This window comes from Chitinophagales bacterium (assembly GCA_019694975.1).
Lineage (GTDB): Bacteria > Bacteroidota > Bacteroidia > Chitinophagales > UBA10324 > JACCZZ01.
Genome location: JAIBAY010000001.1, coordinates 619752 through 645503 on the forward strand (window position 1 = coordinate 619752; position 25752 = coordinate 645503).

Here is a 25752-nt window from a genome sequence, read left to right on the forward strand (position 1 = left end):
AGATTTTTTCCGTTAGAAATTAATTCTTGTTACTAAGATGTATAAGGTAAGCAACCCGGTTATTTTAACCATGGCACTTTCGATAAACTGATTTACATCAAATGGTTCTGCAGGCGCCTGCGGAGCCGCCAAAGGATCAACACTTGGGATATAAGGAACAACGATATAGGCACCCTTTTCCACTTTGGGATATTTCCGGATAAACGTCCAGCGACGCGGATCTTCCACCGTTCCACCAGGCTGTATTACATAGGTGCGTACCCGTTTGGCGCCATCGGCAAAACCCAATCCGTAACGCTTGATATAGAATTTTGCGCGATGTCCTTCATGATAAGGAGCATTTAAGAATCCCATGGAATCAGCGTATGGATAATTAATCATTCCGGAAATACTCACGAGGTCGTTCGTGGTTGGAATATTGATCTTGTCGCCCGGGCGCAGGATGAAGTTGTATTCACTGCCCGGATCTTTCATCGCCTTTTCCAGCTCCATGAAAATGATGCCGCGGTCGCCTTCCGCACGAACGAGTGTTGCCTGATTGGCATTAGCCCATTGTGATAATCCACCGGCGCGGTTAATAACATCTACCAGTTTTTCTTCCTTGTCATTCATCAGGTAATCGCCCGGATAGGTCACTTCACCGGAGATATTGACCATGCCAGGTGACACACCTGAAAGCAACGACCTAACAAAAACAATGTCATAAGGTTCCAGCTGAAACGATTGCGCATCGCTGCCAATCATCAGTGAAGAGTCGATGGGGAAAGAAGCCACCACTCTTTCCTGTGGCGCCGACTTACCGTTATCACCCTTATATCTTGACACTTCAATTTTGGTATTGGCAGCTTCCCGTTTGATACCACCGGCTGTATAAAGCAGATCGTACAATGTCATGCCTTTCGCATAAGTATATTTACCCGGCAGCCTGATTGCACCGTTGATGCTCACTGTCACAGAATCAATGAACGTGGTTTTATCATACAGGTAAATTTCATCGAGGTTTTTCAGCAACAGGTTGTCGACTGATCTTGTATCCTTAATCACATTAGACGGATTAAAAGGAATATATGATGAGGTGAGATCATCATTCTTGCGAATTACGTAAGCGCGATCGGCCAGTGCATCACCACGAAGGCCATGTGCTTTGGCCAGCACATCGCTGATACGAAGTCCTTCCATATAGTTGAATTCACCCGGCTGCATTACAGCACCGCTGATTTTTACAAACTGGTATAGCTGCCCGGGAACGGTGCTGATAAAAACTTCATCGCCACTGAATAATTCATATTTGCCTTTGATGCGGGCAAGACTGTCGACATTGACATCCAGCAGATTCAGCCGGTTACCAACGTAGCGTTTTACCTGCACCGACTTTGTATACGCTTTCGGTGTCATTCCGCCGGCATAATTAATGAGTGTCATAAGGTCTTCACCGTCGATCAACTCATACTTCATCGGGCGCTTCACTTCACCGGTAATAGAAACTGTTTTGCCTATGGGCGGAACAAAAATGTAGTCATTGTTTTGGAGGAAATAATCATCGCCGGTTCCGGGATTCAGCAGGTAAGCATACACATCCAGCGTTTTCACCGTCTGTCCCTGCCGTTTGATATAGATTTTACGCAATGATCCAAGATCAGTTGGGCCGTTGGCAGCGAGCAATGCATTGAATGCCGTATTCAGTGCGGGAATAGAATAGGTTCCCGGATTAAAAACTTCACCCACGATATTGACACCAATCACCCTTGAGTAAATAATCGTCACCTCAATCTGCGAATTAGGCATATCCAGATAAGTAGCAAAACGGCTGCGGATCAGCGCCTTTGCCTTATCAAGTGTTAAGCCTTTCACATATATTTTGCCTACACCTTCCGGGAATACAGATCCTGTCTGATCTACGGTATAGCTTCCGCTGAAACTGGAATAACCCCAGACATTAATGCCAATCTGATCACCCACTCCAATGATGTAGTTGCCTCCTGCCTGTGCATCCAGTGCACGGTCGAACATATTGATGGTTTTGTTGCGGAAAAAACTATAACCATAAAGTTCTGATGCAGGGAGCAGGGTGGTATCACGATAAGCACGTGGAGAATCGGTAGCCGCAGTCGGTGTAACTGCCGGTGCTGCACCAGTGGTGGTGATTGGGTTTGTGGTATTCTTGGGCGCAGCTTCGGAAGATGCCGGTGCAACGTCTGTTGATGTTGCCGGTGTGCCGGTTGCGGGAGTAGTTGTTGTAGCGGCTTTCTTCGTGTTTTTTACCTGGATGGGATTGATGCCCAATAGTTGAAGGGAAGCTGCATTTTCAGTGATGGCTGCTTGAATGGTGCCGCTGCTGGAAGGAGCATTTTTGGGTGGTTCATCTTGCGCAAAGGCTGATTGCGATATTGATAATTGACCAAGTACAACAAACAGTAGTGATAGCCGTAGCAACACGTTCATGGAAGGATTTTTAATCTGCGAGATGCAAAAATAGAATTAGTTTTCAATTTACGCGACCAATGTACTCATTTTTTCAATCTGAAATGCCCGCCAGCATTATATTTCAGGCAACTCTTATCTGTAAAAACAAACTTTAAAGTATCCTGTTTTTGAAGCGGAACAGCCAGTATTATTTCTTTGATAACTATATATAATTAAACTAACTTTTTGCGGTAATGCCCGGCATCGATCGAATATCACCGGTTCAATAAGATTCGCAGACCATCTTCCAGTCTGACAGCCGGCCGGTATTTCAGCAACCTGGCGGCCTTTGAGATATCGGCAAGAGAATGCTGAATATCACCTTGTCGTGCAGTTTCAAAACGGGGAAGCATCCTGCAATTTAAAAAGTGGCAGATGAAATCAAACAGTTGACGGATCGAATATTGTTCGCCAACTGCGACATTGTAGACCTCGTTCAATGCAAGGGCATCTTCAACAAACAGTGCCCTGATGTTAGCCTGTACCGCATTTTCAACAAAGGTAAAATCGCGACTGTTCAAACCATCACCATAGATGAGGGGCGCAACACCACTTTGTATATCACGGATGAAGGCAGGCACTACAGCAGCATAAGGTCCATCAGGGTTTTGCCGCGGGCCAAAAACATTAAAATAACGGAGGCCGATTATTTCCATGCCATAATTTCTTGCAAACACGCCTGCGTAGAGCTCATTTGAACACTTTGATACAGCATAAGGTGATAATGGACGGCCCGTTTGTGCTTCCACTTTTGGCAATACCGGGTGATCGCCATAAACCGAAGAAGACGAAGCGTAAACCACACGCTTTACCTGTTGCTCTTTAGCCGCCCAGAGGATGTTCAGAAATCCACCAGTGTTAATGCTGTCTGTGGTAACCGGATCAAGTATGGATCGCTGCACCGAACCAAGCGCAGCCTGATGCAATACAAAGTCAATCCCGCTACAGGCTTGCCGGCAATCTTCGCTTTCGCGTATGTCGCCTTCCAGCCATTCATAGGCGGGATGATGCCGGAATAACGCTATGTTATCCTTTGAGCCCGTCATCAGGTTATCCATCACCCGCACCTTTCCCGCACCATGCTTCAATAAATACTCAACGAGATGTGAACCGATAAATCCCGCACCGCCTGTTACCAGGAATTTTTTTTCGGACAGGCAACCGGGATGAAATGCAGATTCGTACAAGAATGAAAATATTTAGGACTGCCAGTGAGAAAAAAAATAAGACGGATAAGTGAAACAACTTATTTGCAGCGCCTTGCTTTGTGGCAAGTCAAAATCAACTGCATACCGGCGCATGTGCAACTTATCTTTTTTCATATTGTTCAACATAGTAGTGCTGATAATCACCGGATGTAACATGTTCAAGCCATTCTGCATTGGCAAGGTACCAGTCTACCGTTTTTGAAAGGCCTTCTTCAAAGGTAAGAGAAGGTTTCCATCCAAGTTCCGCAGTAATCTTTGATGAATCGATGGCATAACGCAGATCATGACCTGCACGGTCCTTTACATACGTGAGCAACTTTTCCGCAGATCCTTTGGCACGGCCAAGTTTCTCATCCATAATTGTGCAAAGTTGCTGGATCAGGTCAATATTTTTCCGCTCGTTGAAGCCACCGATGTTATACGTAGTGCCGGGTTTCCCTTTGTGAAAAACCAGATCAATGGCAGCGGCATGATCTTCCACCCACAACCAGTCGCGCACGTTTTCTCCTTTGCCATAGATGGGTACAGCCTTGTTGTTTTTTATGTTATTGATGGCAAGGGGTATTAATTTTTCAGGAAACTGATACGCACCATAGTTGTTGGAACAATTGGTAATCACCACAGGCAGCCGATAGGTATGTCCATAGGCGCGCACGAGATGATCAGCGCTTGCCTTGGAGGCTGAGTAAGGTGACCGCGGATCATATGGTGTGGTCTCGGTAAAGTAACCGCCATGGTCAAGCGAGCCATATACTTCATCGGTTGACACCTGGTAAAAAAGATGCCGGCGGGAAAGTGCACTATCCGCTTTTTCCTGCTGCCATGACTGCCTTGCTGCATTCAGCAGATTGACAGTGCCTACGATATTGGTAAAAATAAAATCCGTGGGAGCAACAATAGAACGATCAACGTGGCTCTCCGCGGCAAGGTGAATAACAGCATCAAACTTATGCTGCCGGAACAACTGCTCAATGAATGCCGCATCCACAATATCGCCTTTGATAAACCGGTAATTGGCTGCCTGCTGCACATCACGCAGGTTTTCCAGGTTACCGGCATAGGTTAATTTGTCAAGATTGTAAATGAGGTAATGCGGATATCGGTGAATGAACCTGCGCACTACATGCGAGCCGATAAATCCTGCTCCGCCCGTAATCAATACTTTTAACTGAGTTTCTGACATCCGCTCTTTTTATGTCAACTGATTTTACAACGACCAATACATCATCCTGGTAATCTTATTCCTGAAATTTCCCTTCACATCCACAAATAATGCTTTCGGTTTGGTGATGGAAAGAAAATAATCTTCCGAAAGGTTATGAAATTCACGGTGATTCACTGCCATGATTACGGCATCATAATCGGCTGCCGGTGATGGAACAAGCCTGAAACCATATTGCTGCAGTACTTCATCACCTGATGCGTGCGGATCCATCACTTCCACTTTGAGGGAGAAAGCTTTCAGTTCTTTGATCAGGTCAACCACTTTTGAATTGCGCAGGTCTGTGATATTTTCTTTGAAAGTAGCGCCCATCACCAACACCTTTGCTTTGCCCGGATCTTTGCCGAGTTTCGTGAGCAACTGCACGGTTTTGCGCGCGATATAAGGGCCCATGTCGTCGTTGATACGCCTTCCGCTGGTAATCACTTCCGGCTCATATCCCAATGCATTGGCTTTATAGGTGAGATAATACGGATCTACACTGATGCAATGACCTCCGACAAGCCCTGGATAAAATTTCAGGAAGTTCCATTTGGTGGCAGCCGCTTCAATCACATCGTAGGTATTAATTCCCAATAAATGAAAAATGAGTGACAGCTCATTCATCAATGCGATATTCACATCGCGCTGCGTGTTTTCAATAATCTTGGCAGCCTCTGCTACTTTAATGCTTGGTGCTTTGTGTATGCCGGCCTTCACGGCAATGCTATACACTTTAGAAATCACATCCAGCGACTCTTCATCGCAACCGGCAACCACTTTTGTAATTTTCTCCAGTGTATGTTCCTTATCACCCGGATTAATCCGTTCCGGTGAATAACCAATTTTAAAACCGGTCTTCACCTTCAGGCCCGACCATTTTTCAATAACCGGCAGGCAATCTTCTTCCGTACAGCCGGGATAGGTAGTTGATTCAAATACCACGTAATCGCCCCTCTTCAAAACTTTGCCAATTGTTGCCGCGGCCAGTAACAATAACTGCAGGTCGGGAACATTGTGAACATCAACGGGTGTGGGCACCGCTACAATGAAAAAGCGGGCTTCCTTCAACACTTCTGTGCTATCGGTAAAGATGATATCGCAATGCTCAAAAGCTTCCGGATTCAGTTCGCTGCTCGGATCAATTTTGTTATTCAGCAATGCAATCCGCTTTGCGTTGATATCAAATCCGATGACGCTGATATGCCTTGCAAAAGCCAGCGCTACCGGCAATCCCACATAACCAAGACCGATAACTGCGAGTTTTGCTTTTTTCTCTAGGAGATCTTCAACCATGATTCAATCTATTTTGCTACGGACACCCTCCGGTTATGGTTTGAGTTTTTCAACTGCCTCGTCAAGCAGTACGTAAATGGCGCCGCTTTCAGGACAGACCGCCCTGTTGTTTTCATCAAAACGCAGGCGATGACCAAATTCACTCATCCATCCTGTCTGTCTGCCCGGGTTACCAACGATTAAAGCATACGGTTTCACATCCTTTGTCACGACAGTGCCCGCGCCGATAAATGCAAATTCTCCAATCGTATGCCCGCAAATCACAGTTGCATTGGCACCAATAGTTGCACCTTTTTTGACGAGTGTTTTGCCAAACTGGTTTTTCCTGGAAATGGCGCTTCTTGGGTTAATCACATTGGTAAATACCATCGACGGGCCCAGGAAAACATCATCTTCACAAACGACGCCTGAATAGATGGATACATTATTCTGAATCTTTACATTGCTTCCCAACACTACACCGGGACTGACCACTACGTTCTGCCCGAGATTACAGTTTTCACCGATCACACAGCCTGACATGATATGGCTGAAATGCCAGATATGCGTGCCTGCTCCAATAGAACAACCCTCATCAATCACCGCGGTTTCGTGGGCAAAATATATATGTTCATTCACTGGCATCTGACGATGATACGGCGTTTTCTGCAGTATCGTATAAAGGCAAAAAACAAATACTGCAATTCCCCCTGCAAGCGGCGCAAACTTAACAGATTTCAAACAGATTTTAACGGGCGGCAGCATCAGGTGGAAATATATGACTATCTTTAAACACCCATAAAACTTTCTACAGATGAAAAAAATTTACACTACATTCCTAAGCGCCGCATTACTCTGCATCATGCTGCCGCAACAGTCTAAAGGACAACTGGTGGTGGATACAGCGATCTCGGTTTCCACCATGCTGCATGATTTTTTCGATAATACCTGTGTAACCATCAGCAATATCACTTACAATGGTGATCCTGCGGCAGTGGGATTTTTCGACGGCTCCGGCACTAACCTGGGCATCAATGCCGGCATCATGATGACGAGCGGCAGTGTGTTTAATGCCATTGGTCCGAATAACACAGGTTCCATCAGTGTGGCAAACAATCTTCCCGGCGATCCTGCGCTCGATTTGATTGCCGCCTTTACGACGTATGATGCCTGCGTTATTGAGATGGATATCGTGCCATCGCTCGATACGCTCTATTTCAAGTATTCATTCGGTTCGGAAGAATATTCAGAATGGGTGAACACTGCCTTCAACGATGTGTTTGCCTTTTATATCAGTGGCCCGGGCATAACAGGTGAACAGAATATTGCACTCGTTCCGGGAAACAACAATCCGGTAACGGTCAGCTCCATTAACTGCATCAGTTCCAACCAGGCTTATTATGTCTGCAACAGTCTTTTTGATTGCCCAGCACCTTCCTCCTGCCCGGGCGATATCAATGAGACGACCATTCAATATGACGGATTCACGGTGCCGCTCACCGCGCAGATTACGGTTGTACCTGAATCTACCTATCATGTGAAACTGGCCATTGCTGATGCCGGTGACGGCATACTGGATTCAGGAATTTTCATCGGCGTAGAGAGCCTTTGTGGCGATGGACAACTGAAACCTGTTGCAGGCTATAGTTTTTCACAGAATGATAACCTCGTTCAGTTTCATAACGAATCACGTTACGGCACGAGTTACACCTGGGATTTTGGTGATGGCATAACATCCACGGAAGCCAATCCTTCCCACACTTACGCTGAACCGGGTTTTTATAATGTATCCCTCAGTGTCCATAATTATTGCTGTGACAATGCGGCAACAGAAACACTGAATATCGGAATGGCTACAGGTTTGCAGCAAACCAATGAGGATAAAGTGTCGGTATTCCCTAATCCTTCAACAGGGCTTGTTACCATTCAACTGGAAAACAATCAGGCAGGCATCGTTACATTATATAATTATGCGGGAACGATGATAGATTCATACGAACTGAATAATTCCACCACACTTGATCTGTCAGGATATCAGAAAGGCATCCTGTTTATGCAGGTGATTACAAATGATAAGGTATACCTGAAGAAGTTAGCGCTGAAGTGACAGGAATAGCTGCAAAGACAAAAGGCGCTGCGTGGCGCCTTTTGCTTTTTGCACGGATTAAATTCAGTTGAACTCAGGGTTTGAATCAATTACCGAGTGCTTTCCTGAAATATTCATAGGTGATTTTCAAACCTTCGCTGCGCTGCACTTTTGGTTCCCAGCCTAAAATGGTACGCGCTTTTGTAATCTCCGGTTGGCGTTGTTTAGGATCATCTACGGGAAGCGGTTTATACACCACCTTTTGATTTGTTTTCGTAAGGGCGATGATTTCTTCCGCAAACTGACTGATCGTGATTTCATCAGGATTACCCACATTCACCGGCAGGGCATAATCGCTGAACAACAGGCGATAGATGCCGTCTACTAAATCACTCACATAACAAAATGACCTTGTCTGTGATCCGTCGCCGTACACCGTAATATCCGATCCGGTAATGGCCTGGTAGAAGAAGTTAGGAAGTACCCTTCCGTCATTGAGCCGCATCCTCGGGCCATATGTGTTAAAAATTCTCACAATACGTGTTTCCAGCTTATGCGCATTGTGATAGGCCATAGTAATCGCTTCCTGGAATCGTTTGGCTTCGTCATACATGCTGCGCGGGCCAACCGGATTTACATTGCCCCAGTATTCTTCTGTCTGCGGATGAACCAATGGATCACCATACACTTCACTTGTGGACGCGACAAGAATACGCGCCTTTTTTGCCCGGGCAAGTCCAAGGCAATTGTGCGTGCCTAAAGAACCCACCTTCATGGTTTGTATGGGCCACTTCACATAATCCACAGGGCTGGCCGGCGAAGCAAAGTGAAGGATGTAATGCAATTCATCAGGCACGTGTATGAACTTCGAAACATCATGATGATAAAACTGGAAATTGGAAAGCGGCAGCAGGTGTTCGATATTCTTCATGTCGCCGGTAATCAGGTTGTCCATGCCAATCACCTGGAAACCTTCATTCACAAACCTGTCGCACAGGTGAGAGCCAATAAATCCGGCCGCGCCGGTAATGAGGATGCGTTTATCTCGATTCATGATTGCTTTAAAAAATTATGGCGGCGAAGGTAACAAAAATGAGTTACGGAATAAGGCTGGCAAAAGGTGTTGAGGTGCGCGACAAATAATTAATGGAGTACCGTGTCACCGCTCTGTTTACATTCCCTGATACAGCAATGCAGTATCAAAGAACAGCAACAAGTTCTTGTCTAATCCTGTTTGATCATCTTCTTAGTATTAATAACATTGCCATCTACGACTAATGAAAAAGTATAAACACCATTTTCCAATTGAGATGTTAGTACAGTAAGTTGACCGTTACCACGACCAATAATTTCAACACGGTTGATTTCCCTGCCGGTTTCATTATTGAAAATGATAAGAGCTTGCTGAACTGATGCATCAATATAGTATGGAATGGTGCATTGATCTTTATGTGGGTTAGGAATAATTTGACCAAGATAGGTTTGATGATTTGATGTAAGCTCAACGATTTGCTTAATTTACATTTTCAACTCCATCATTGAAAGTGTTGCGGATACCTAAGCCGCAGCAACCATCGAGTTGTGCCTGCAGTTCATTTACTTTTTGATCTTCCTGCTGAAGGGCTGAAATCAATATTGGAATAACTCCGATATAGTTCATATAGGAAACATCAAATGCTTCGTGAGTCTGATTACCATCAGCATCGTACTGTGCAGGAATTGTAAAGTTCTTTACCAGACTTGGGTTTGTTTGATGAACATCTTCGGCAATCAAACCATATTGCAGGGTGCCGGGAAGGTTCATGAAATGGAACTGTACAGTATCAAAGTAATAGTTCTTTGGTTGCAGCAGGTTAATCATTGAAAGACCATCTGCCAAAGGTTGCACGCCAGTTTTCAAAATTGCATCAGAAGGATTCCAATTGGTGGTTCCACCTGCATTACCATTTGCATACACGGCCCAGTTTGTAGTTCCGCCGGTTGCCTGACCATACACTCCGTAATTGGTAGTCGCAGTTCCGTTCGCGATGCCTATCACGCCGGTACTCGCCGTACTCGCATCACGGCCTAAAAAATATCCTCCATACGCCGTTGTTCCCCCACGCTTTCCCCATAAACTCCAATATTCTCATTGGTAGAACCTTGCACCAGTGCATTAACCCCGTAGTTGGCGCTTTGTGATCCTGTATTTGTAACTGGATTAGAAATGGTTACACCGGTAGGATAAGGAGTATTCAAATTTGAAGTGCTGCCTGTCAAAGCAACGTTTACGCCGGTATATTTGGCGGCTACATTCAATCCATAATTCAATGCATTTCCTGTAGTTGTTTGAATATCCATCCGGTAATCGGTATTGGGCGAGGTGGTTGCAACGCCGATATGCGTTCCATCATCATAAACCTGGCTGTTGCAAATGCTTGTTGAACCGGTGTACTTCGTAAGGAGATTACTTGTTCCCGAGCAAACCGTTGCCGAAGGCGTTCCCAGGGAATTGTTTGATTCAATCTCCTTCGTGCTCGAATTATAAACAAGGTAGTTAAAGTTAGCGGTATTGGAATTGACCGTATTTATTTTTTCATTTCCAAAAACATGCAAGGTGGCGGTAGGGCTGGATGCGGTTGATCCGATGCCGACATTGGCAATGGGAACAATCGTTAAATTCCCACTGCCATCCGTTGTAAAGTCAGTATAATAGCTCGTTCCCTGTGTAAGACGCAACTGTGCACTGCTTGCATCTTTTACCTCCAACTGTTTGTTTGGACCTGGCACCCCAATTCCTACATTCCCTCCGGACTAAATGATCATGCGCCCCAATGGACTGCCACTACTATTGGTTTGAAAGATTATGTCACCACTGCTGGCAGACGCATACAAGCCAAGGTCGTTATCATTGTTATTCCAGATACGACCCACTTCAGTGGTGCCTCGAAACATTTTCCAATATCCGATAGAAGTTGAACCTACCGTCGTGCGGAAGACTTCGCTCGTGCCAGTTGTGCTTCCGTCTACATGAAGAGCAGAAGAAGGAGAAGTAACACCAATTCCCAACCAACCTCCCGTAGACAACGTCATATACTGAGTATTGTTTGTATAGAAATTGATAGGCAATGCACTACCTCCGGTTTCTATTGTTTTGAGTTGTAGAGCAGATGTTTACGAACCAATTGTCCCTAAGTATTGGCTTGTTAGCGTTACATTATTACCCCCTGTAAAATTCCATTGAGATTGAGCTCTGCTTGTGCACATTGCAAACAAGCAAAAAGCTAAAATTTTAATACCAAATTGATTTTTCATTTTGATTTAATTAAATGATGAAAATTTTAATGATCAATTATGATCGCTTGAGAAAATATCCGTTGATTCAACTCAAATTTTATTAAGTAAATACCATTCGGATAATCTCTTACATCAATTTGTTCTGCTTCTCCTATTACTGGCGATTCATAGACGAGTTGCCCTACAGAATTGAAAACAGATAGGGTTTGGGGTAAGCTGAAATTGAAACGTAAAACAATTAAACTCGAAGCCGGATTGGGGAAAATTGAGAATGGCGTTATTCATCAACCAGCATTATCTAAATCTGTGGTCGGTGAAAACACCGAACGCAGGCAGAAAGATACAGATGCAGGCAACATCGTTTATAGCAACTGTTTCTCTCAGGTGATATGAAAGAAACAGTGAGCAGGTTGGGTTGACCTGATGAAAAATGAAAGACGGAATGTGGAAGAAACATTTGCATATAATACGTATTTAATATGATTAAGTTACAGATTAGTTGAAGTTTACCTGCATGAGCTTTTGCAAATCTATTCATCACGCGAATTCCCAACTGGCGCGATCTTCCCTGCCACACAGCTTCAGTAAGACTTGGTCTGTCCAAGACAATTTATCAATGGTGTACTGTGCCACAGTTCATTTCATATGCCGGACATTTTTTATTTTCGTCTCCCGTAATTTACTGATGAAACCTGGCCTGTTTTCTATCCTTTTGCTGCTTGCCGGAATTGCGACGGCTCAATCCCAGCCACTCTTCCGTGAACTGAGTTATGCAGCAGCATTGGAAAAATCAGCCGATGAGTCGAAGCCGGTCTTCCTCATGTGCTATACTTCCTGGTGCGGTCATTGTAAAAAAATGAAGGAAGAAGTGCTGACCGACAGCGCAGTTGCTGCATTCTACACGGCGCATTTCATTTGCATTAAAGCAGATATGGAAGCCGGTGAAGGCATTAACTTGCACAACAGGTTTTCGGTAAAGATGTACCCGACCTTTATTTTTCTAGATAAAAACGGGACCACGCTTTACCGGTTGATGGGAGAATTTAAGCCTGCCGAATTAATTGAGCAGGGCAAGAATGCCTTAACGCCGGAGAAGCAGCTGCCATACCTGCAACAGATCTTTGAAGCTGACCCTTCCAACGCCGAGAAGTGTTACACCTACCTGATGGCTTTGCGGCGCGGCGCCATGGATTTCACTGCAGTAGCCACCACATATTTCGCCACCAAGCAAGATGCTGATTTACTGAATGAACTCAACTGGAAAATTATTGCCAACGGTGTTACGGATATCAACTCTCATCAATTTCAGTTTGTATTGAAACACCAGCAGGAATTTTCGGCCATTGCTTCGCCGGGAAGGGTGCAGCGCAAGATCAGCAATATGGTAACAGAAACATTATCGCCCATGGTGGAAGCAAAAGACACTGCTGCGTATTTCCGGATGCGACCTTCAGTGGTTGCGATTCAGAACTATAAAGCTGATTCGCTGCTGTTCCTGATGGACAAAGAAATTTATGAGCACACCTTCAACTGGAATGGCTATAAACGTACCTGCCTGGCCGGTGCGGAAAAATTTGCCTGGAACGACTATCACCAGTTGCACGACATGGCTGATGTGTTTTATAAAAACATTACGGAAACAGGGGCGCTCTCCCAGGCTGCCTTATGGGTGCAACATTCAACCGAGTTGAACCAGAACTATGCGGCCTTTGTGCTTGCTGCCAGGCTTTTCCAGAAAACCGGCAATAAACCGGAAGCAACACGCATGGCACAGCAAGGCAAGGAACTTGCGTTGAAAAACGGCTGGGACACTTCAGAAGCTGATCAGCTGTTGTTACAGCTACAATAATGATATCTGTTTTCAGCAGGTGATTACTGACTGTTCCTGCTTTTTTTGCCGGTCACCGTTTGCCGGCCGATACTGTTATAGTAGAAGCCATATTCCTCAATCTGGTCTAGGTTGTAAAGATTGCGGCCATCAAAAATCACTTTCTCTTTCATCAGCGAGGCCATCTTTTCAAAATCCGGTGTACGAAACAGGCTCCATTCCGTCAGCACCATCAACGCATCAGCATCCTTCAGTGGCGCATAGAGATCGGTACAATATTCCACCTTGTCACGGAATGTCTTTTTCAGGTTTCCGAGTGCTTCAGGATCATAAACGGCAACCGAACAACCTTTCTTCAGCAACTCATTGATGATGTATAATGCAGGTGCTTCGCGGATATCGTCGGTATTGGGCTTAAAGGCAATGCCCCAGATGGCAATCCTTTTATGCTCCAGTTTTCCTTTGTAATACTCTTCCATTTTCTTCACCATGCCTACCCGCTGCTTTTCGTTCACACCCATTACTGCATTCAGTATCTTCATTTCATAACCAACATCTTCCGCTGTTTTTGCCATGGCTTTCACATCTTTTGGAAAACAGCTGCCACCATAACCGATGCCGGGAAACAGAAAACGTTTGCCAATACGTGCATCACTTCCCACGCCTTTGCGCACCATATCAACATCGGCGCCCAGCAATTCGCATAAGTTGGCAATCTCATTCATGAACGATATGCGGGTAGCGAGGTATGAATTGGCGGCGTATTTTGTCATCTCAGCCGACCGTTCATCCATAAAAATAATCGGGTTGCCCTGCCGCACAAAGGGTTCATACAACTGTTCCATAAGTTTCTTCGCACGTTCCGATGAAGTGCCAATCACTACACGGTCGGGTTTCATAAAATCTTCCACCGCTATTCCTTCCCGCAGGAACTCGGGGTTCGACACCACGTCAAAATCAACTTTCGCATTTTCAGCAAGCATCGCCCGCACGCGTTCCGCTGTTCCGACGGGCACCGTGCTCTTGTCCACGATCACTTTATATTCTGTAATGATCTTGCCGATATCGCGTGCGCAGTTCAGCACATAAGAAAGGTCAGCGCTGCCATCTTCACCTTCCGGCGTGGGAAGGGCAAGAAACAAAACCTTCGACTGGTCAACTGCTTCTTTCAGACCGGTAGTGAAACGCAGCCGCCCCTGCTTTACGGTTCTTTCAAAAAGCACATCCAAATCCGGCTCAAAAATGGGCACCTTGCCATTGCGCAATGCATCAATTTTTTCCTGGTTGATATCAACACAGATCACGTTGTTGCCCATTTCGGCAAAACATGTTCCTGTAACCAAACCAACGTAACCTGTTCCTATAACTGCAATGTTCATCTTCCTGAGTATTCTGTAATGTGAAAATTAATTTGTGGTCTGCTGATTTTTTGACGCAAGAGCCTGATGTCTTCATGCCACCACTGCTTCATTGCTGTCCGGCATTCTATACGCCTAAAACCTTTTTGCAACGCACTGCTTACTGTTACTATAGTTTACTATCCAACCGTTATTTATTAATCATTTCAAAAATTGCAACACCGCTGCTGTAATGTAACCCAGCTGTTCCTCATCCAGTTCCGTATGCATCGGCAATGAAATCACGCGCTGTACGAGCTGCATTGTGTTATGCATGTCGCCTGTTACTCTTCCCTTTCCCTCAAATGCTTTCTGCAGGTGGCAGGGCACAGGATAATAGATCATGGACGGAATCCCCTTTTCCTGCAAATACTGCACAAGCCCGTCACGATCGCCCTCCACCTGCAGCGTATACTGATGAAAAACATGATCGGAATAAGCTGCCTGAAGCGGAATGGTTATGCGCGGATGATTGGCAAATGCATTGTCATAAAAGGCGGCGGCCTTTCTTCTTGCCGTGATGTATTGATCGAGCAACGGAAGTTTCACACCCAATACTGCAGCCTGTAATGTGTCGAGCCTTGAATTCACCCCAATCATATCATGGTAATACCTGGTCTGCTGCCCGTGATTGGCAATCATGCGCAGGACAGTTGCGAGTGCATCATCATTGGTAAACATAGCACCGCCGTCGCCATATCCGCCGAGGTTTTTGGATGGGAAAAAAGAAGTGCATCCGATAATTCCCATCGAACCTGTTTTCTTTCGCGTACCATCGGCGTACGTATAACTGCTGCCGATACCCTGGGCATTATCTTCAATAACCGGTATGGAATATTTCGCAGCCAATGCAAGCAAAGGCTCCATATTGACAGACTGACCGTAGAGATGAACCGGAACAATCGCTTTTGTCTTAGGTGTAATCGCCTTCTCCACGTTAGCGGCTTCCATGGTAAATGTGCGGAGATTCACATCCACAAATACCGGTGTCAGCTTCAGCAGTGCTACTACCTCCACCGTTGCATAGTAGGTGAAAGAAGGGCAGATCACTTCATCACCGGGCTGTAAGCCGAGCGCCATCATGGCAATCTGCAAAGCGTCTGTTCCATTGGCGCAGGGAATCACATGCTTCACTCCCAGATAAGTGGCCAGCGCTTTTGAAAATTCCTGCACGGGCTTACCATTTATGAATGCAGCCGACGTCACCACATCCTGAATGGCAGCATCTATGGCAGGCTTAATCTGCTGATACTGCGCCTTCAGATCCACCATTTCAATCTTTCTCATAGCTGCAGTTTCTCCATTGAAGGCGCAAATATAGGCAGCCGATGTGAATAAGAAAGGGAAAGTTGACAGCGCGTACTTTACATGCAGCAGTCGAACATCCACGTCACAATTTATCAGCTTCGCTTCAAGTGATGGCCATCTCTGGCAATGCATACGGACACACCATTGCATGATAATCAGTCCAACGCTGATGGCTGCATTAAGTCAATGCTTAACCGCCAAACGATTCATCTGAAAAATATTAATTGAATTACTTTTACCGGCAGATGCAACCCATTCGCAATATCTGTTTCCTGTTCCTGCTGCTGCTCGCTGTTCCGGCATTCGTGCACGCTCAGTTTAAAAGTAATATCAATGATACCACGGTGAATGCGAAGCTGCTCACATTCAGCTATGCCATACAGTTACCGTTTGGTGATTTGGCCGATCGTTTCGGGCCTGCCAACAGCTTGAGCGCCGGTTTTTACTTTAAGCTTTCCCATAATTTTCTGCTTGGCGCAGAGGGCAGTTACCTGTTCGGTGGCGCGGTGAGAGAAGACACTATACTGGATTATCTCTACACGCAATCAGGCGGATTAGTGGGTATTGACGGATACTATGAAACAGTCTTTCTGTTTGAAAGAGGGACGGTCTTCCTGGGCAAGTTTGGTAAAATCATTCCTGTCGGGAAATCCAACCCTAACTCCGGAATTACCCTGATGGCAGGTGCCGGTTTCATGCAGCACCGCATCAAGCTATCTTCGCCAAATCATACGCTGCCCTATGTGGAAGATGACTACGCCAAAGGCTATGACAGGCTGACGAACGGGCTGGCGCTTTCGCAGTATGTCGGGTTCACGCATCTCGACAAGCGAAGGCTGATCAATTTCCAGTTGGGGCTGGAAGCGACCGAAGGATTCACCCAAAACAGGCGCGACTGGAATTTTGATCAGATGAAAAAAGATGAGCAGCAACGGCTCGATGTGATGCTGGGTATTAAACTGAGCTGGATACTTCCGTTTTACGGCAGCGGCGAAGAACGTATCTATACTTTCTGACGCTGAAAAGTCAACATGCCTAGCATATCATAAAGCAGACTTACTCTTAACGGTGAAAGGAAAACGCCAGCAGTCATATAAGTCAACCTGATGCATCCATTCTTCACCCTGCTCTATAACCTCGCCATTCAATGCTACTATGCAGGCATCGTAATAGCCGCTCCCTGGAACAGCAAGGCGAAGCAATGGCTCAACGGCAGAAAAAATCAGTTTGCACTTTTACAAAACACTTTGCAAGAAGATGAGCAACGCATCTGGTTTCACTGTGCCTCAGCAGGTGAATTTGAACAGGGACGGCCGGTGATGGAAGCCTGTAAAAAAAGGTGGCCGCAACATAAAATCTTACTGACTTTTTTTTCACCATCAGGATATGAACTGCGGAAGAATTATGCCGGCGCTGATTATGTGTTTTACCTGCCGCTGGATACTGGGGGTAATGCACAGCAATTTGTATCGCTGGTGAAGCCTGCGGCAGTTATCATTGTAAAGTATGAGTTCTGGTATCATCACCTGCAGGTTTTACACAAACAGGGAATTCCGGTATTGCTCATTTCCGCCATCTTCCGGAAAAACCAGCTTTTTTTTACCTGGTATGGAAATCCCTGGCGTAAGGTGCTGCATCTCTTCCAGCATATTTTCATACAGGATCAGCAATCACTGCAACTGCTGCATTCAATAGATATTGAACATGCCGGTATTGCGGGCGATACACGCTTTGACCGGGTTTGGGAGATTGCACAGCATCCGCAAGTGCTTCCCATCATCCAAAGCTTTAAAGGCAATTCACATCTGTTTGTGGCCGGGAGCACATGGCCGGAGGATGAAAAGTTACTGGCTGATCTGATCCGCATGAATCCGCCGCAATGGAAGTTCCTGATCGTACCGCATGAATTAAAACCACTCCATCTTACTGCATTAATCAATAGGTTTAAGGAAGAAGCTATCCTTTATTCATCTGCCACCGTGGAAAACTGTACTTCCAAACGAATCCTGGTTGTGGATGCAATAGGTTTGCTGTCATCCATCTATAGCTATGGAAATATGGCTTATACCGGTGGTGGTTTCGGCAAAGGCATTCATAATGTGCTGGAAGCCGCCGTATTTGGGTTGCCGGTCATTTTCGGACCGAACTATCATAAGTTCAATGAAGCGGTCGCACTGCTTGCGAATAACGGAGCCATCGCTGTGCATACTGCCGGAGAATTGCACGAAGGTTTTGATCAGTTCAATGAACAGGCAGATGAAGTACACACAATCAACCGGAATTTCATTGCAGCAAATAAAGGAGCAACCGATCGTATCATGGCATACCTGACTCCAATCATTGAAGATACCGGCGCATCAGCAACGTAAAAAATTCCGAGACAAGCGGCGCATCATCTCTCCATTGATAAACGGGCGCAAGTTGCTCCTGCACAAATTGCAATGCATCATGATAGCTGCCAAAACCATCGAGCTTTGCAATAGCATCATCAAACTGCTGCTCGGAGCCATTAAATAACTGATGAATAAAATTTACGCGCTTATTCAGGCCGATATAGGATTTAAGATCCCTGATTGGTGTATGCTTTAAGGCATCCGCAATCTCCTTTCCCTGGCTTTTGTAGCGGTCATTCAGGGTTACACGGCCATTGTCTTTCTTTTCCGCATATATCTCTGAAATACTTTTTTTAACGGAAGTATCTGCTGCAGGCTTGCTCCCGGTAGCATGTGCACCACGGATAACTTCCGGTTTCGTTACCGGAACCTGTTCTTCAATAAAGTCAGGCAAAAGAGTTTCAATCTGTATCGGCTGCTGATTAAGTGCCGTCAACTCCTGCTGCTCCATTGTTGCTTTGTCGGTTATGATGACTTTTTCTTCCATGGCGGGTGGTGATGCAGGTGATGGCTGCAATGGCAGGTTGCTATCGGCTTGAACCGCCAATACTAATTCATATAATTCCCGCATATAACCGGCTAACAGGTCTTTTTCGATACCTGAAAAACGCTCTCCATGTTTCCCTGCCGTTTCCAGCACGTTACTGATCTTCCTGTTCAGTTCGCTGATCCTGCTGTAATCACTCATCCTTTACATTTTTATTTTCAAAAATACAAAGCAAAACGGAAGCGCAGATTCTTTTATTTTCACGCCTGCATGTTTATTGAACCCTACATACGTCAGCAGAAAGCGGGATGGATTGAAGTGATCTGCGGCTGTATGTTTTCCGGCAAAACAGAGGAACTGATCCGCAGGCTGAAACGCGCAAAAATTGCGAATCAGCAGGTAGAGATCTTCAAGCCCGCCAATGACGTGCGTTACCACGAAACAAATATCGTTTCGCATGATACCAATTACATCCATTCCACACCGGTGGCACATTCCGATCAGATATTACTGATGGCCGGTAACATAGAAGTGGTGGGCATTGATGAAGCGCAGTTTTTTGATATGGAATTACCGCGTGTGCTGGAAACACTGGCCGGTAAAGGCATCCGCGTTATTGCTGCGGGGCTCGACATGGATTACACCGGTAAGCCGTTCGGGCCAATGCCCGAACTGCTGGCCAGGGCTGAATATGCAACAAAGGTGCATGCCATCTGCGTAGTGTGCGGAAACCTCGCCTCCTACTCCTTCAGAAAATCGCATGAAAAATCACAGGTGTTGCTGGGCGAAAAAGATTTATACGAACCGCGCTGCAGAGCTTGTTTCCTCGAAGGCATGAAGAAGCCGGACAGTGGCGGATGAAGTGCATGCTGCCAAAAATACAGATACCGTGATGCGCTGGAAGGCAGCAGCAACATCAGCAGTATGACCGGAAGCGCGAAAGGAAATGCAGACATGGTAATTGTTTGAAATGTCCCTGAATAACCTTTCTTTTATGATTCCTTATTAATTCCAAATTTCTAACTCCAAATTCCTGATGTCCGAACCAATCAAATCATTCAAACCCTACATCGAGCCCGAATCTTCGATGAAAGAATTTACGCCGCGTGCCATTGTGCTTGGCGGCATATTCGGAATACTGTTTGGCGCAGCAACCGTTTACCTGGCGTTGAAAGCCGGCCTTACCGTTTCCGCATCCATACCGATTGCCGTACTGGCCATCTCGCTGGGTAAAAGATTTCTGGGTACAACGATTCTTGAAAACAACATCATTCAGACGACAGGATCAGCGGGAGAATCAATCGCCGCAGGCGTGGTGTTTACGCTGCCGGCCTTCCTGTTTCTCAGCACCGATGATGCCACCGGCAACAGCATCGGCCTTGAATATTTTTCTTACTGGACCATTCTGACATTAGCCATATTCGGTGGCATTTTAGGTGTGCTGATGATGATACCGCTGCGCCGTTCACTCATTGTACAGGAACATCATAATCTGCCTTACCCGGAAGGAACAGCCTGCGCTTCGGTGCTGATTGCCGGTGAAAAAGGCGGCGACTTCGCCAAACCGGCCTATATCGGATTAGCTGTTTCCACCTGCTATGCCGTTTTGCAACATATCTTCCATGTAGTGGCGGAATCACCTACGTGGATCACCGCACAAAAAAATAAATATTTTCCTTCGGCGCAGATTGCCGCTGACATCACACCGGAATACATGGGTGTAGGATACATCATCGGCCCAAAAATTTCAGGTGTACTCGTGGCCGGTGGCGTGCTGGCATGGATGTGCCTGATACCGTTGCTTGCCACTTTAATTTCACCGGACCTGATCGCATTGCAACAGATTAAACTCGGCATGCTAAAAGATATGATGACTGCCGGCGGACGCGGAAGCTGGAATCCGGAAACACATGAATGGGGCAACATGGCCGAAGCGCTTTACAGGGCTTACGTCAGGCAGATTGGTGCTGGTGCCGTGGCAGCGGGCGGATTTATTACGTTGCTGAAATCCATTCCCACGATTGCCAATGCATTCAAAGGCGGCATGGCCTCCATGCGCGAAAAAGGCGATGTGATGCGTTCCCGTACGGAAAATGATTTGAACTTTAAGATCGTGATTTTCGGAAGCATCGCCTTGGTTGCTTTGATGGCCTTTCTTCCGCAGATTCCCGGAACGAACATTTTCTACAAGCTGCTGCTCGGTCTGCTGGTGATCATTTTCGGATTTTTCTTTGTCACCGTTTCCAGTCGCATCGTAGGCCTCATCGGAAGCAGTAACAACCCTATTTCAGGAATGACGATTGCCACCATCATGGCTACTGCGCTTGTATTTATTGCCATCGGCTGGACCGGGCATGTTTATGAACCAATGGCATTAGTGGTTGGCGGAATGATCTGCATCGCCGCTGCCAATGCCGGTGCAACTTCGCAGGATCTAAAGACCGGTTATATCATCGGTGCAACACCACGCTATCAGCAGATAGCTTTGTTTATCGGCGTTATTGTTTCTTCACTTGTCATAGGATTCACGGTCGCCTTTCTCGATCAGCCTACTGCAGATCAGGCGGCGCAGGGTATCACCCATCGTATCGGCACGGAGTTTAATGCACCACAGGCAACGCTGATGGCAACACTGATCAAGGGCTTATTGTCCTTCAATCTCGACTGGCAATTTGTACTGGTAGGCGTATTTATCGCCATCGTAGTGGAACTCTGCGGCGTGAAGTCACTGTCGTTTGCCGTTGGTTTATACTTACCACTTTCTACCACGTTTCCTATTTTTATCGGTGGTGCAATCAAAGGGCTGGTTGATTACCTGACTAAGCGCCGTGGCGATAAACAAGAGGATGCTGAATTGGGAAGAGGAAGTCTGCTGGCAACCGGATTAGTGGCTGGCGGCGCTTTGATGGGAGTAATTGTTGCGTTCATGCAGGCTTCGGATGGAATCAGTAGCTGGCTGAAAGATCACAGCCAGGAACATACGCTGATTACCCTGCTCGGTGAAAACGGTTATCAGTTGCTGGGTGTATTATTTTTTGCGGCAATGGGATATATCCTGTTCCGCACTGCAATGAAGAAATCTGAAATAGAATCGTAAGATGCGGAATTTCTGAAGCCAATTTCTGATGGTAAGCTATCAGAAATTGGCTTCAGAATTTCCAAAATATCGATTAGCTTTGCTCCCCCTTAAAAAAATAAGGTCAGATGGCCGAGTGGCTAGGCAAAGCTCTGCAAAAGCTTCTACAGCGGTTCGAATCCGCTTCTGACCTCTGAATTATATACGGCAGATGAAAATTATGTCTCTTGCCGGCAAGCGATGAACCTGCAGCGGCGTTATTTCAACACTACCCGTATATATTTTTGAAAGTCGCCAATCATCATTGTGCATAAATCTATATTCCCGGAAAGTAAATTGACAGAACATGTCTCATAGCGGCAAAGTGGTTTCCGGTTTTAATAGGGTAATTTTTATATAAACTGAAACTTGAAATTGCCGCCGGGATTTTTTTTATGTACCATACTGTTAACCGGATTATTGCCTTACAATAATTTCACCTTGCTTCCGGTCAAGCTGTATGGCATGCAGGTAAAAAATGCCAGGTGAAAGATCGGCAGTATCAAAGTATAGGATGGAGGATTTCCCTTCAACAATCATGGTGGTCTGTGATCCTGGCTGCATACATTTAATCGCCCGTAACGCGACCACGATAAATTGCATATTGATTACCTCTAACCTGGAACAAGCAACTCAGCGGAAGAGGTGAAGAGATGCTTTGATTTTGAAACAGCATGCCTCATCTATGAAACATACTGTGAGAGCTATATCACAGACGGATAAAAAACCAAATCAGCAACCTGGAAAAATTTTCCATTTTGCGATTTGGGCACTTATCCTGCTGAATCATTTCAGCAAATACCGACTCTCAGCAGCTAATCTTTAGCTGTTTCCACCGGCAGGTACAATTTCATCATTCCATTCAGCGCGAGGTCATCGGCATGACCAGAGACCTTTCTGTCGTCGCTCACGAAATGAATGTGCATCTTGGTGCTGTGCTCGGCAAGCACGCGGTACTGTTTGGTACAATAGAAACCAACCAGCGTTGTCTCCACATTGTTGGCTGTGCCTGTAAGCCCTGAACTCTTGACTTTTTTATTGGTTACTTCCTTATCGTTGATGTCCCAGTCTGTCACACGCCAGTCTACGCGTTGCAGCTCGCCTTTCAGCAAAAACGGGAAAGCGACATCCAGGTTGATCTTTTGTCCTTTCGCGGAATTCATGACAAATTCTTCCAGTTGTTTCCAGTTTTGAATATCGGCCGGAACCGGAACCTCAGTCCATTTTTCTACCGATGCGTACACCAGCAAGGTCGCTTCCGTATTCCAGCTTGAATCAATCGCCACTGAATCGCCCTGCACAAATGAAGTATATGGTTTTCCATCATCCACCACTATAAAGCCTTTGAGGTTGGTGACCGAACCGATGGCATAACTGTGTGGCGCAGCGGAGATATCCTTCAATGCAATGTGCGTAGTCATATCGCCTTTCTTGATGAGATCTTCCATCTCACCGATGGTAGTGGCATTATAACTTTTGAAGGAATTGCACGAATTCAGCGATACCGCTGCCAGCAACAGCAGGGTCAACATTCCCAGGTAATGTTTCATGGATTTTTTTTCGCGCAAAGATGCTGACTAAATCGGCATTAAGCTGTGAACAGCTTGTAAATCTTTTTTTAACATGCCATCACTCGGGAGCGGCTTCGGGAAGCAATAATTTCATTCTGCCATCCAGCCTGATATCTTCAATACGCGCCGCCAGCGAATGATCGTGATTCACAAAATGCATGTTCAGTACCGTTTCCTGGTGAACGAATATTTCCTTTGCATCCTTGGAGAAAAAACCAACTACATCCACCTGCTCATCAGATAAATTACCGGTAATGCCGAGCGTATGCATCTTTTTATAGGTAATTTCCCTGATGTTGGGCCTCCACTTCAATACATGCCAGTTGATATTTGCAGCAGTTCCCACAAGACGGAAACAAAATACGGATGTCCTCGAGACATTGTACTTGGTAGTGATATTGGAAATAAATTGTTCGAGTTGCTTCAGTGTAGTTACTTCAGCGGGAATGTCAAATGATTTCCATTTCGAGACGGTTGAATATAGCAGCAGGGTTGCTTCGGTATTGCAACTCGAATCGATGGTCATCGTTCTCATCGTATCAACGGAGCTGGCATAACACTTCCCGTCTATAACGGTAATAAACCCTTCATTATTGGTGGCATTGCCAATGGCGTATAAATGAGGCTGACGATTCAGCTCACTGAGGCGGGCATGCGTGGACAGATCACCGTCGCGAATGAGCTTTTCCAGCTCTCCGGCACGGGTAACGCTTACCACTTCCCTGCTTTCGCAGGATTGGATTAACTGGAGCGGCAGGGCAACCGTAATGATGAAAAACAGCCGGTGAAATGAGTGCAGCATACCGAACAAAAATAGAAAAATGATGGTGTGAACCATAATAATACAGCGTGAAAAATCTCCAACACCGCAAGAGGATGTCAGTTGCAGCGTCAATAACGGAAACTTGCGCTGCTGCAATCGTCCTTTCATCACCTGTCAATTCAGAGAAATCCGGTTGGCATTTTATTGAAATAAATACTTTTACCTTTTGCCACGTCAGCCTTTTCAATGAATAGATGAAACGCATGACAAAGGCAGCGTGCTCCTTAGAAGGTATCGGAATAAATTAAAAAATAGTAATCGTTACTCACCATAAAATGCATCTTATGGAATACAGAAGATTGGGTAAGTCAGGTTTGCCGGTCAGTGCTTTATCACTCGGTTCATGGCTGACCTTCGGAAAACAAATTGAAGACGCTGTTGCGGAAGACCTGATGAAGACAGCCTATGACCATGGTGTGAATTTTTTTGATAATGCGGAAATCTATGCACGCGGTAAATCAGAAAAGGTGATGGGAAAAATACTGAAGAAGATGAAATGGCAGCGCGACTCTTATTGCGTCTCCAGTAAAGTCTTCTTTGGTGTAGGCAGGCTACCCACGCAAAAAGGGCTTCACCGCAAGCATGTAACAGAAGCCTGTGAACAAGCCATGAAACGGCTGAACGTTGATTACCTTGATCTCTTCTTCTGTCACCGGCCTGATCCTGAAACACCTATAGAAGAAACGGTATGGACGATGCATCAGCTTATTCAGCAGGGGAAAATTCTATACTGGGGAACATCGGAGTGGAGTGCCGGTGAGATCACGGAAGCGCATACCATTGCAGAAAAACATCACCTGATTGGCCCTGCCATGGAACAACCTCAATATAACATGCTCCACCGGCAGAGGTTTGAATCGGAGTACGCCATACTTTTTGCAAGGTATGGCATGGGCACCACCATCTGGTCGCCGCTTGCTTCCGGGCTCTTAAGCGGAAAATACCTGTCGGGCAAAACAGGAGAAACCAGGCTCAGCATGGCAGGCATGGAATGGCTGAAGGAACAAAAACTGAATGATGTTGCAGCCTTGGAAAAAGTGCAAAAGCTGAAAACTGTCGCTGATGATTTACAGGTTTCCCTTGCAAAACTGGCCATTGCCTGGTGTCTTAAAAATCCGCATGTCAGCACCGTGATATTAGGCGCCTCCAAAGTTCAGCAGCTTAAAGAAAACCTTGCCGCACCCGAAGTGGTGCCCCTGCTGACAGAGGATGTCATGCAACTTATCGAAGGCTTGCTGAATAATAAAGCATAGTACGCCGCCATTTCTATATTAATAGCAAAACATGCTTACTTTGGTAAGCAAATCACAAGGCATCAGAC

At 45.8% G+C, this 25752-nt stretch carries 23 protein-coding genes and 1 tRNA gene; 8 read left to right on the plus strand and 16 right to left on the minus strand.

What is annotated here, in order from left to right:
* Nucleotides 1-12 precede the first annotated feature (12 nt).
* The 5 genes from K1X61_02410 to K1X61_02430 all read right to left on the minus strand — a co-directional run bounded on the left by K1X61_02410 (nucleotide 13) and on the right by K1X61_02430 (nucleotide 6792).
* Nucleotides 13-2442: an SLBB domain-containing protein gene (locus K1X61_02410; protein ID MBX7107477.1), complete on the minus strand. Its 2430-nt coding sequence runs from the start codon at nucleotides 2440-2442 to the stop codon at nucleotides 13-15.
* A 236-nt stretch (nucleotides 2443-2678) separates the two neighbouring features.
* On the minus strand, nucleotides 2679-3650 hold the full coding sequence (locus tag K1X61_02415; protein ID MBX7107478.1) for an NAD-dependent epimerase/dehydratase family protein: 972 nt from the start codon (nucleotides 3648-3650) through the stop codon (nucleotides 2679-2681).
* A 121-nt stretch (nucleotides 3651-3771) separates the two neighbouring features.
* Complete coding sequence (gene rfbB / locus K1X61_02420) at nucleotides 3772-4854, minus strand: dTDP-glucose 4,6-dehydratase (GenBank protein MBX7107479.1); 1083 nt, start codon at nucleotides 4852-4854, stop codon at nucleotides 3772-3774.
* Between the two features lie 24 nt (nucleotides 4855-4878).
* Nucleotides 4879-6168 (minus strand): nucleotide sugar dehydrogenase, encoded by a 1290-nt coding sequence (locus tag K1X61_02425; protein MBX7107480.1) that lies wholly within the window; start codon nucleotides 6166-6168, stop codon nucleotides 4879-4881.
* A gap of 33 nt (nucleotides 6169-6201) precedes the next feature.
* On the minus strand, nucleotides 6202-6792 hold the full coding sequence (locus K1X61_02430; GenBank protein MBX7107481.1) for an N-acetyltransferase: 591 nt from the start codon (nucleotides 6790-6792) through the stop codon (nucleotides 6202-6204).
* Between the two features lie 169 nt (nucleotides 6793-6961).
* Between K1X61_02430 and K1X61_02435 the strand changes: the two genes are divergently transcribed.
* On the plus strand, nucleotides 6962-8254 hold the full coding sequence (locus K1X61_02435; protein ID MBX7107482.1) for a choice-of-anchor L domain-containing protein: 1293 nt from the start codon (nucleotides 6962-6964) through the stop codon (nucleotides 8252-8254).
* Nucleotides 8255-8339: 85 nt separating this feature from the next.
* Here K1X61_02435 and K1X61_02440 read toward each other — a convergent pair whose 3' ends face one another.
* From K1X61_02440 to K1X61_02465, 6 genes are all read right to left on the minus strand, one after another.
* Nucleotides 8340-9287: an SDR family oxidoreductase gene (locus K1X61_02440; protein MBX7107483.1), complete on the minus strand. Its 948-nt coding sequence runs from the start codon at nucleotides 9285-9287 to the stop codon at nucleotides 8340-8342.
* Between the two features lie 170 nt (nucleotides 9288-9457).
* Nucleotides 9458-9751, minus strand: coding sequence for a T9SS type A sorting domain-containing protein (locus K1X61_02445; GenBank protein ID MBX7107484.1), 294 nt, complete (start codon nucleotides 9749-9751; stop codon nucleotides 9458-9460).
* Complete coding sequence (locus tag K1X61_02450) at nucleotides 9747-10271, minus strand: tail fiber domain-containing protein (GenBank protein MBX7107485.1); 525 nt, start codon at nucleotides 10269-10271, stop codon at nucleotides 9747-9749. The genes K1X61_02445 and K1X61_02450 overlap by 5 nt, the downstream gene beginning before the upstream one ends.
* A gap of 29 nt (nucleotides 10272-10300) precedes the next feature.
* A complete protein-coding gene (locus tag K1X61_02455; protein MBX7107486.1) occupies nucleotides 10301-10981 on the minus strand; it encodes a hypothetical protein in 681 nt (226 codons plus the stop codon).
* Between the two features lie 45 nt (nucleotides 10982-11026).
* Nucleotides 11027-11305 (minus strand): hypothetical protein, encoded by a 279-nt coding sequence (locus tag K1X61_02460; GenBank protein ID MBX7107487.1) that lies wholly within the window; start codon nucleotides 11303-11305, stop codon nucleotides 11027-11029.
* Between the two features lie 248 nt (nucleotides 11306-11553).
* On the minus strand, nucleotides 11554-11790 hold the full coding sequence (locus tag K1X61_02465; GenBank protein MBX7107488.1) for a T9SS type A sorting domain-containing protein: 237 nt from the start codon (nucleotides 11788-11790) through the stop codon (nucleotides 11554-11556).
* Between the two features lie 404 nt (nucleotides 11791-12194).
* Between K1X61_02465 and K1X61_02470 the strand changes: the two genes are divergently transcribed.
* Nucleotides 12195-13358, plus strand: coding sequence for a thioredoxin family protein (locus K1X61_02470; protein ID MBX7107489.1), 1164 nt, complete (start codon nucleotides 12195-12197; stop codon nucleotides 13356-13358).
* Between the two features lie 23 nt (nucleotides 13359-13381).
* On the opposite strand, the gene K1X61_02475 is transcribed toward K1X61_02470, so the two are convergent.
* The gene (locus K1X61_02475) at nucleotides 13382-14716 is read right to left on the minus strand and encodes a UDP-glucose/GDP-mannose dehydrogenase family protein (GenBank protein MBX7107490.1); all 1335 of its coding nucleotides are present in this window, start codon (nucleotides 14714-14716) and stop codon (nucleotides 13382-13384) included.
* A 180-nt stretch (nucleotides 14717-14896) separates the two neighbouring features.
* On the minus strand, nucleotides 14897-16021 hold the full coding sequence (locus tag K1X61_02480) for a DegT/DnrJ/EryC1/StrS family aminotransferase (protein ID MBX7107491.1): 1125 nt from the start codon (nucleotides 16019-16021) through the stop codon (nucleotides 14897-14899).
* Nucleotides 16022-16287: 266 nt separating this feature from the next.
* Here K1X61_02480 and K1X61_02485 point away from each other — a divergent pair, with 266 nt between their 5' ends.
* Nucleotides 16288-17058, plus strand: coding sequence for a hypothetical protein (locus tag K1X61_02485; GenBank protein MBX7107492.1), 771 nt, complete (start codon nucleotides 16288-16290; stop codon nucleotides 17056-17058).
* A 90-nt stretch (nucleotides 17059-17148) separates the two neighbouring features.
* Nucleotides 17149-18411: a 3-deoxy-D-manno-octulosonic acid transferase gene (locus tag K1X61_02490; protein MBX7107493.1), complete on the plus strand. Its 1263-nt coding sequence runs from the start codon at nucleotides 17149-17151 to the stop codon at nucleotides 18409-18411.
* Here the strand turns inward: K1X61_02490 and K1X61_02495 are convergent.
* On the minus strand, nucleotides 18380-19123 hold the full coding sequence (locus K1X61_02495) for a hypothetical protein (protein MBX7107494.1): 744 nt from the start codon (nucleotides 19121-19123) through the stop codon (nucleotides 18380-18382). The two genes, K1X61_02490 and K1X61_02495, sit on opposite strands and share 32 nt — an antisense overlap.
* A gap of 69 nt (nucleotides 19124-19192) precedes the next feature.
* Here K1X61_02495 and K1X61_02500 point away from each other — a divergent pair, with 69 nt between their 5' ends.
* The 3 genes from K1X61_02500 (at nucleotide 19193) to K1X61_02510 (ending at nucleotide 22191) form a co-directional block, all read left to right on the plus strand.
* Entirely contained in the window at nucleotides 19193-19783 is a 591-nt protein-coding gene (locus K1X61_02500; GenBank protein MBX7107495.1) for a thymidine kinase, read from the plus strand.
* Nucleotides 19784-19958: 175 nt separating this feature from the next.
* Complete coding sequence (locus K1X61_02505) at nucleotides 19959-22019, plus strand: OPT/YSL family transporter (protein MBX7107496.1); 2061 nt, start codon at nucleotides 19959-19961, stop codon at nucleotides 22017-22019.
* Between the two features lie 101 nt (nucleotides 22020-22120).
* Nucleotides 22121-22191 (plus strand) — tRNA-Cys (locus K1X61_02510).
* A gap of 661 nt (nucleotides 22192-22852) precedes the next feature.
* On the opposite strand, the gene K1X61_02515 is transcribed toward K1X61_02510, so the two are convergent.
* Both K1X61_02515 and K1X61_02520 read right to left on the minus strand, forming a co-directional pair.
* Entirely contained in the window at nucleotides 22853-23587 is a 735-nt protein-coding gene (locus tag K1X61_02515; protein ID MBX7107497.1) for an acetolactate decarboxylase, read from the minus strand.
* Nucleotides 23588-23666: 79 nt separating this feature from the next.
* Nucleotides 23667-24410 carry a hypothetical protein gene (locus tag K1X61_02520; protein MBX7107498.1) on the minus strand — a complete coding sequence of 248 codons (744 nt, stop codon included), beginning with the start codon at nucleotides 24408-24410 and terminating at the stop codon, nucleotides 23667-23669.
* A 305-nt stretch (nucleotides 24411-24715) separates the two neighbouring features.
* On the opposite strand from K1X61_02520, the gene K1X61_02525 reads away from it, so the two are divergent.
* Nucleotides 24716-25684, plus strand: a complete 969-nt coding sequence (locus K1X61_02525; GenBank protein MBX7107499.1) for an aldo/keto reductase — start codon at nucleotides 24716-24718, stop codon at nucleotides 25682-25684.
* Nucleotides 25685-25752: the final 68 nt, after the last annotated feature.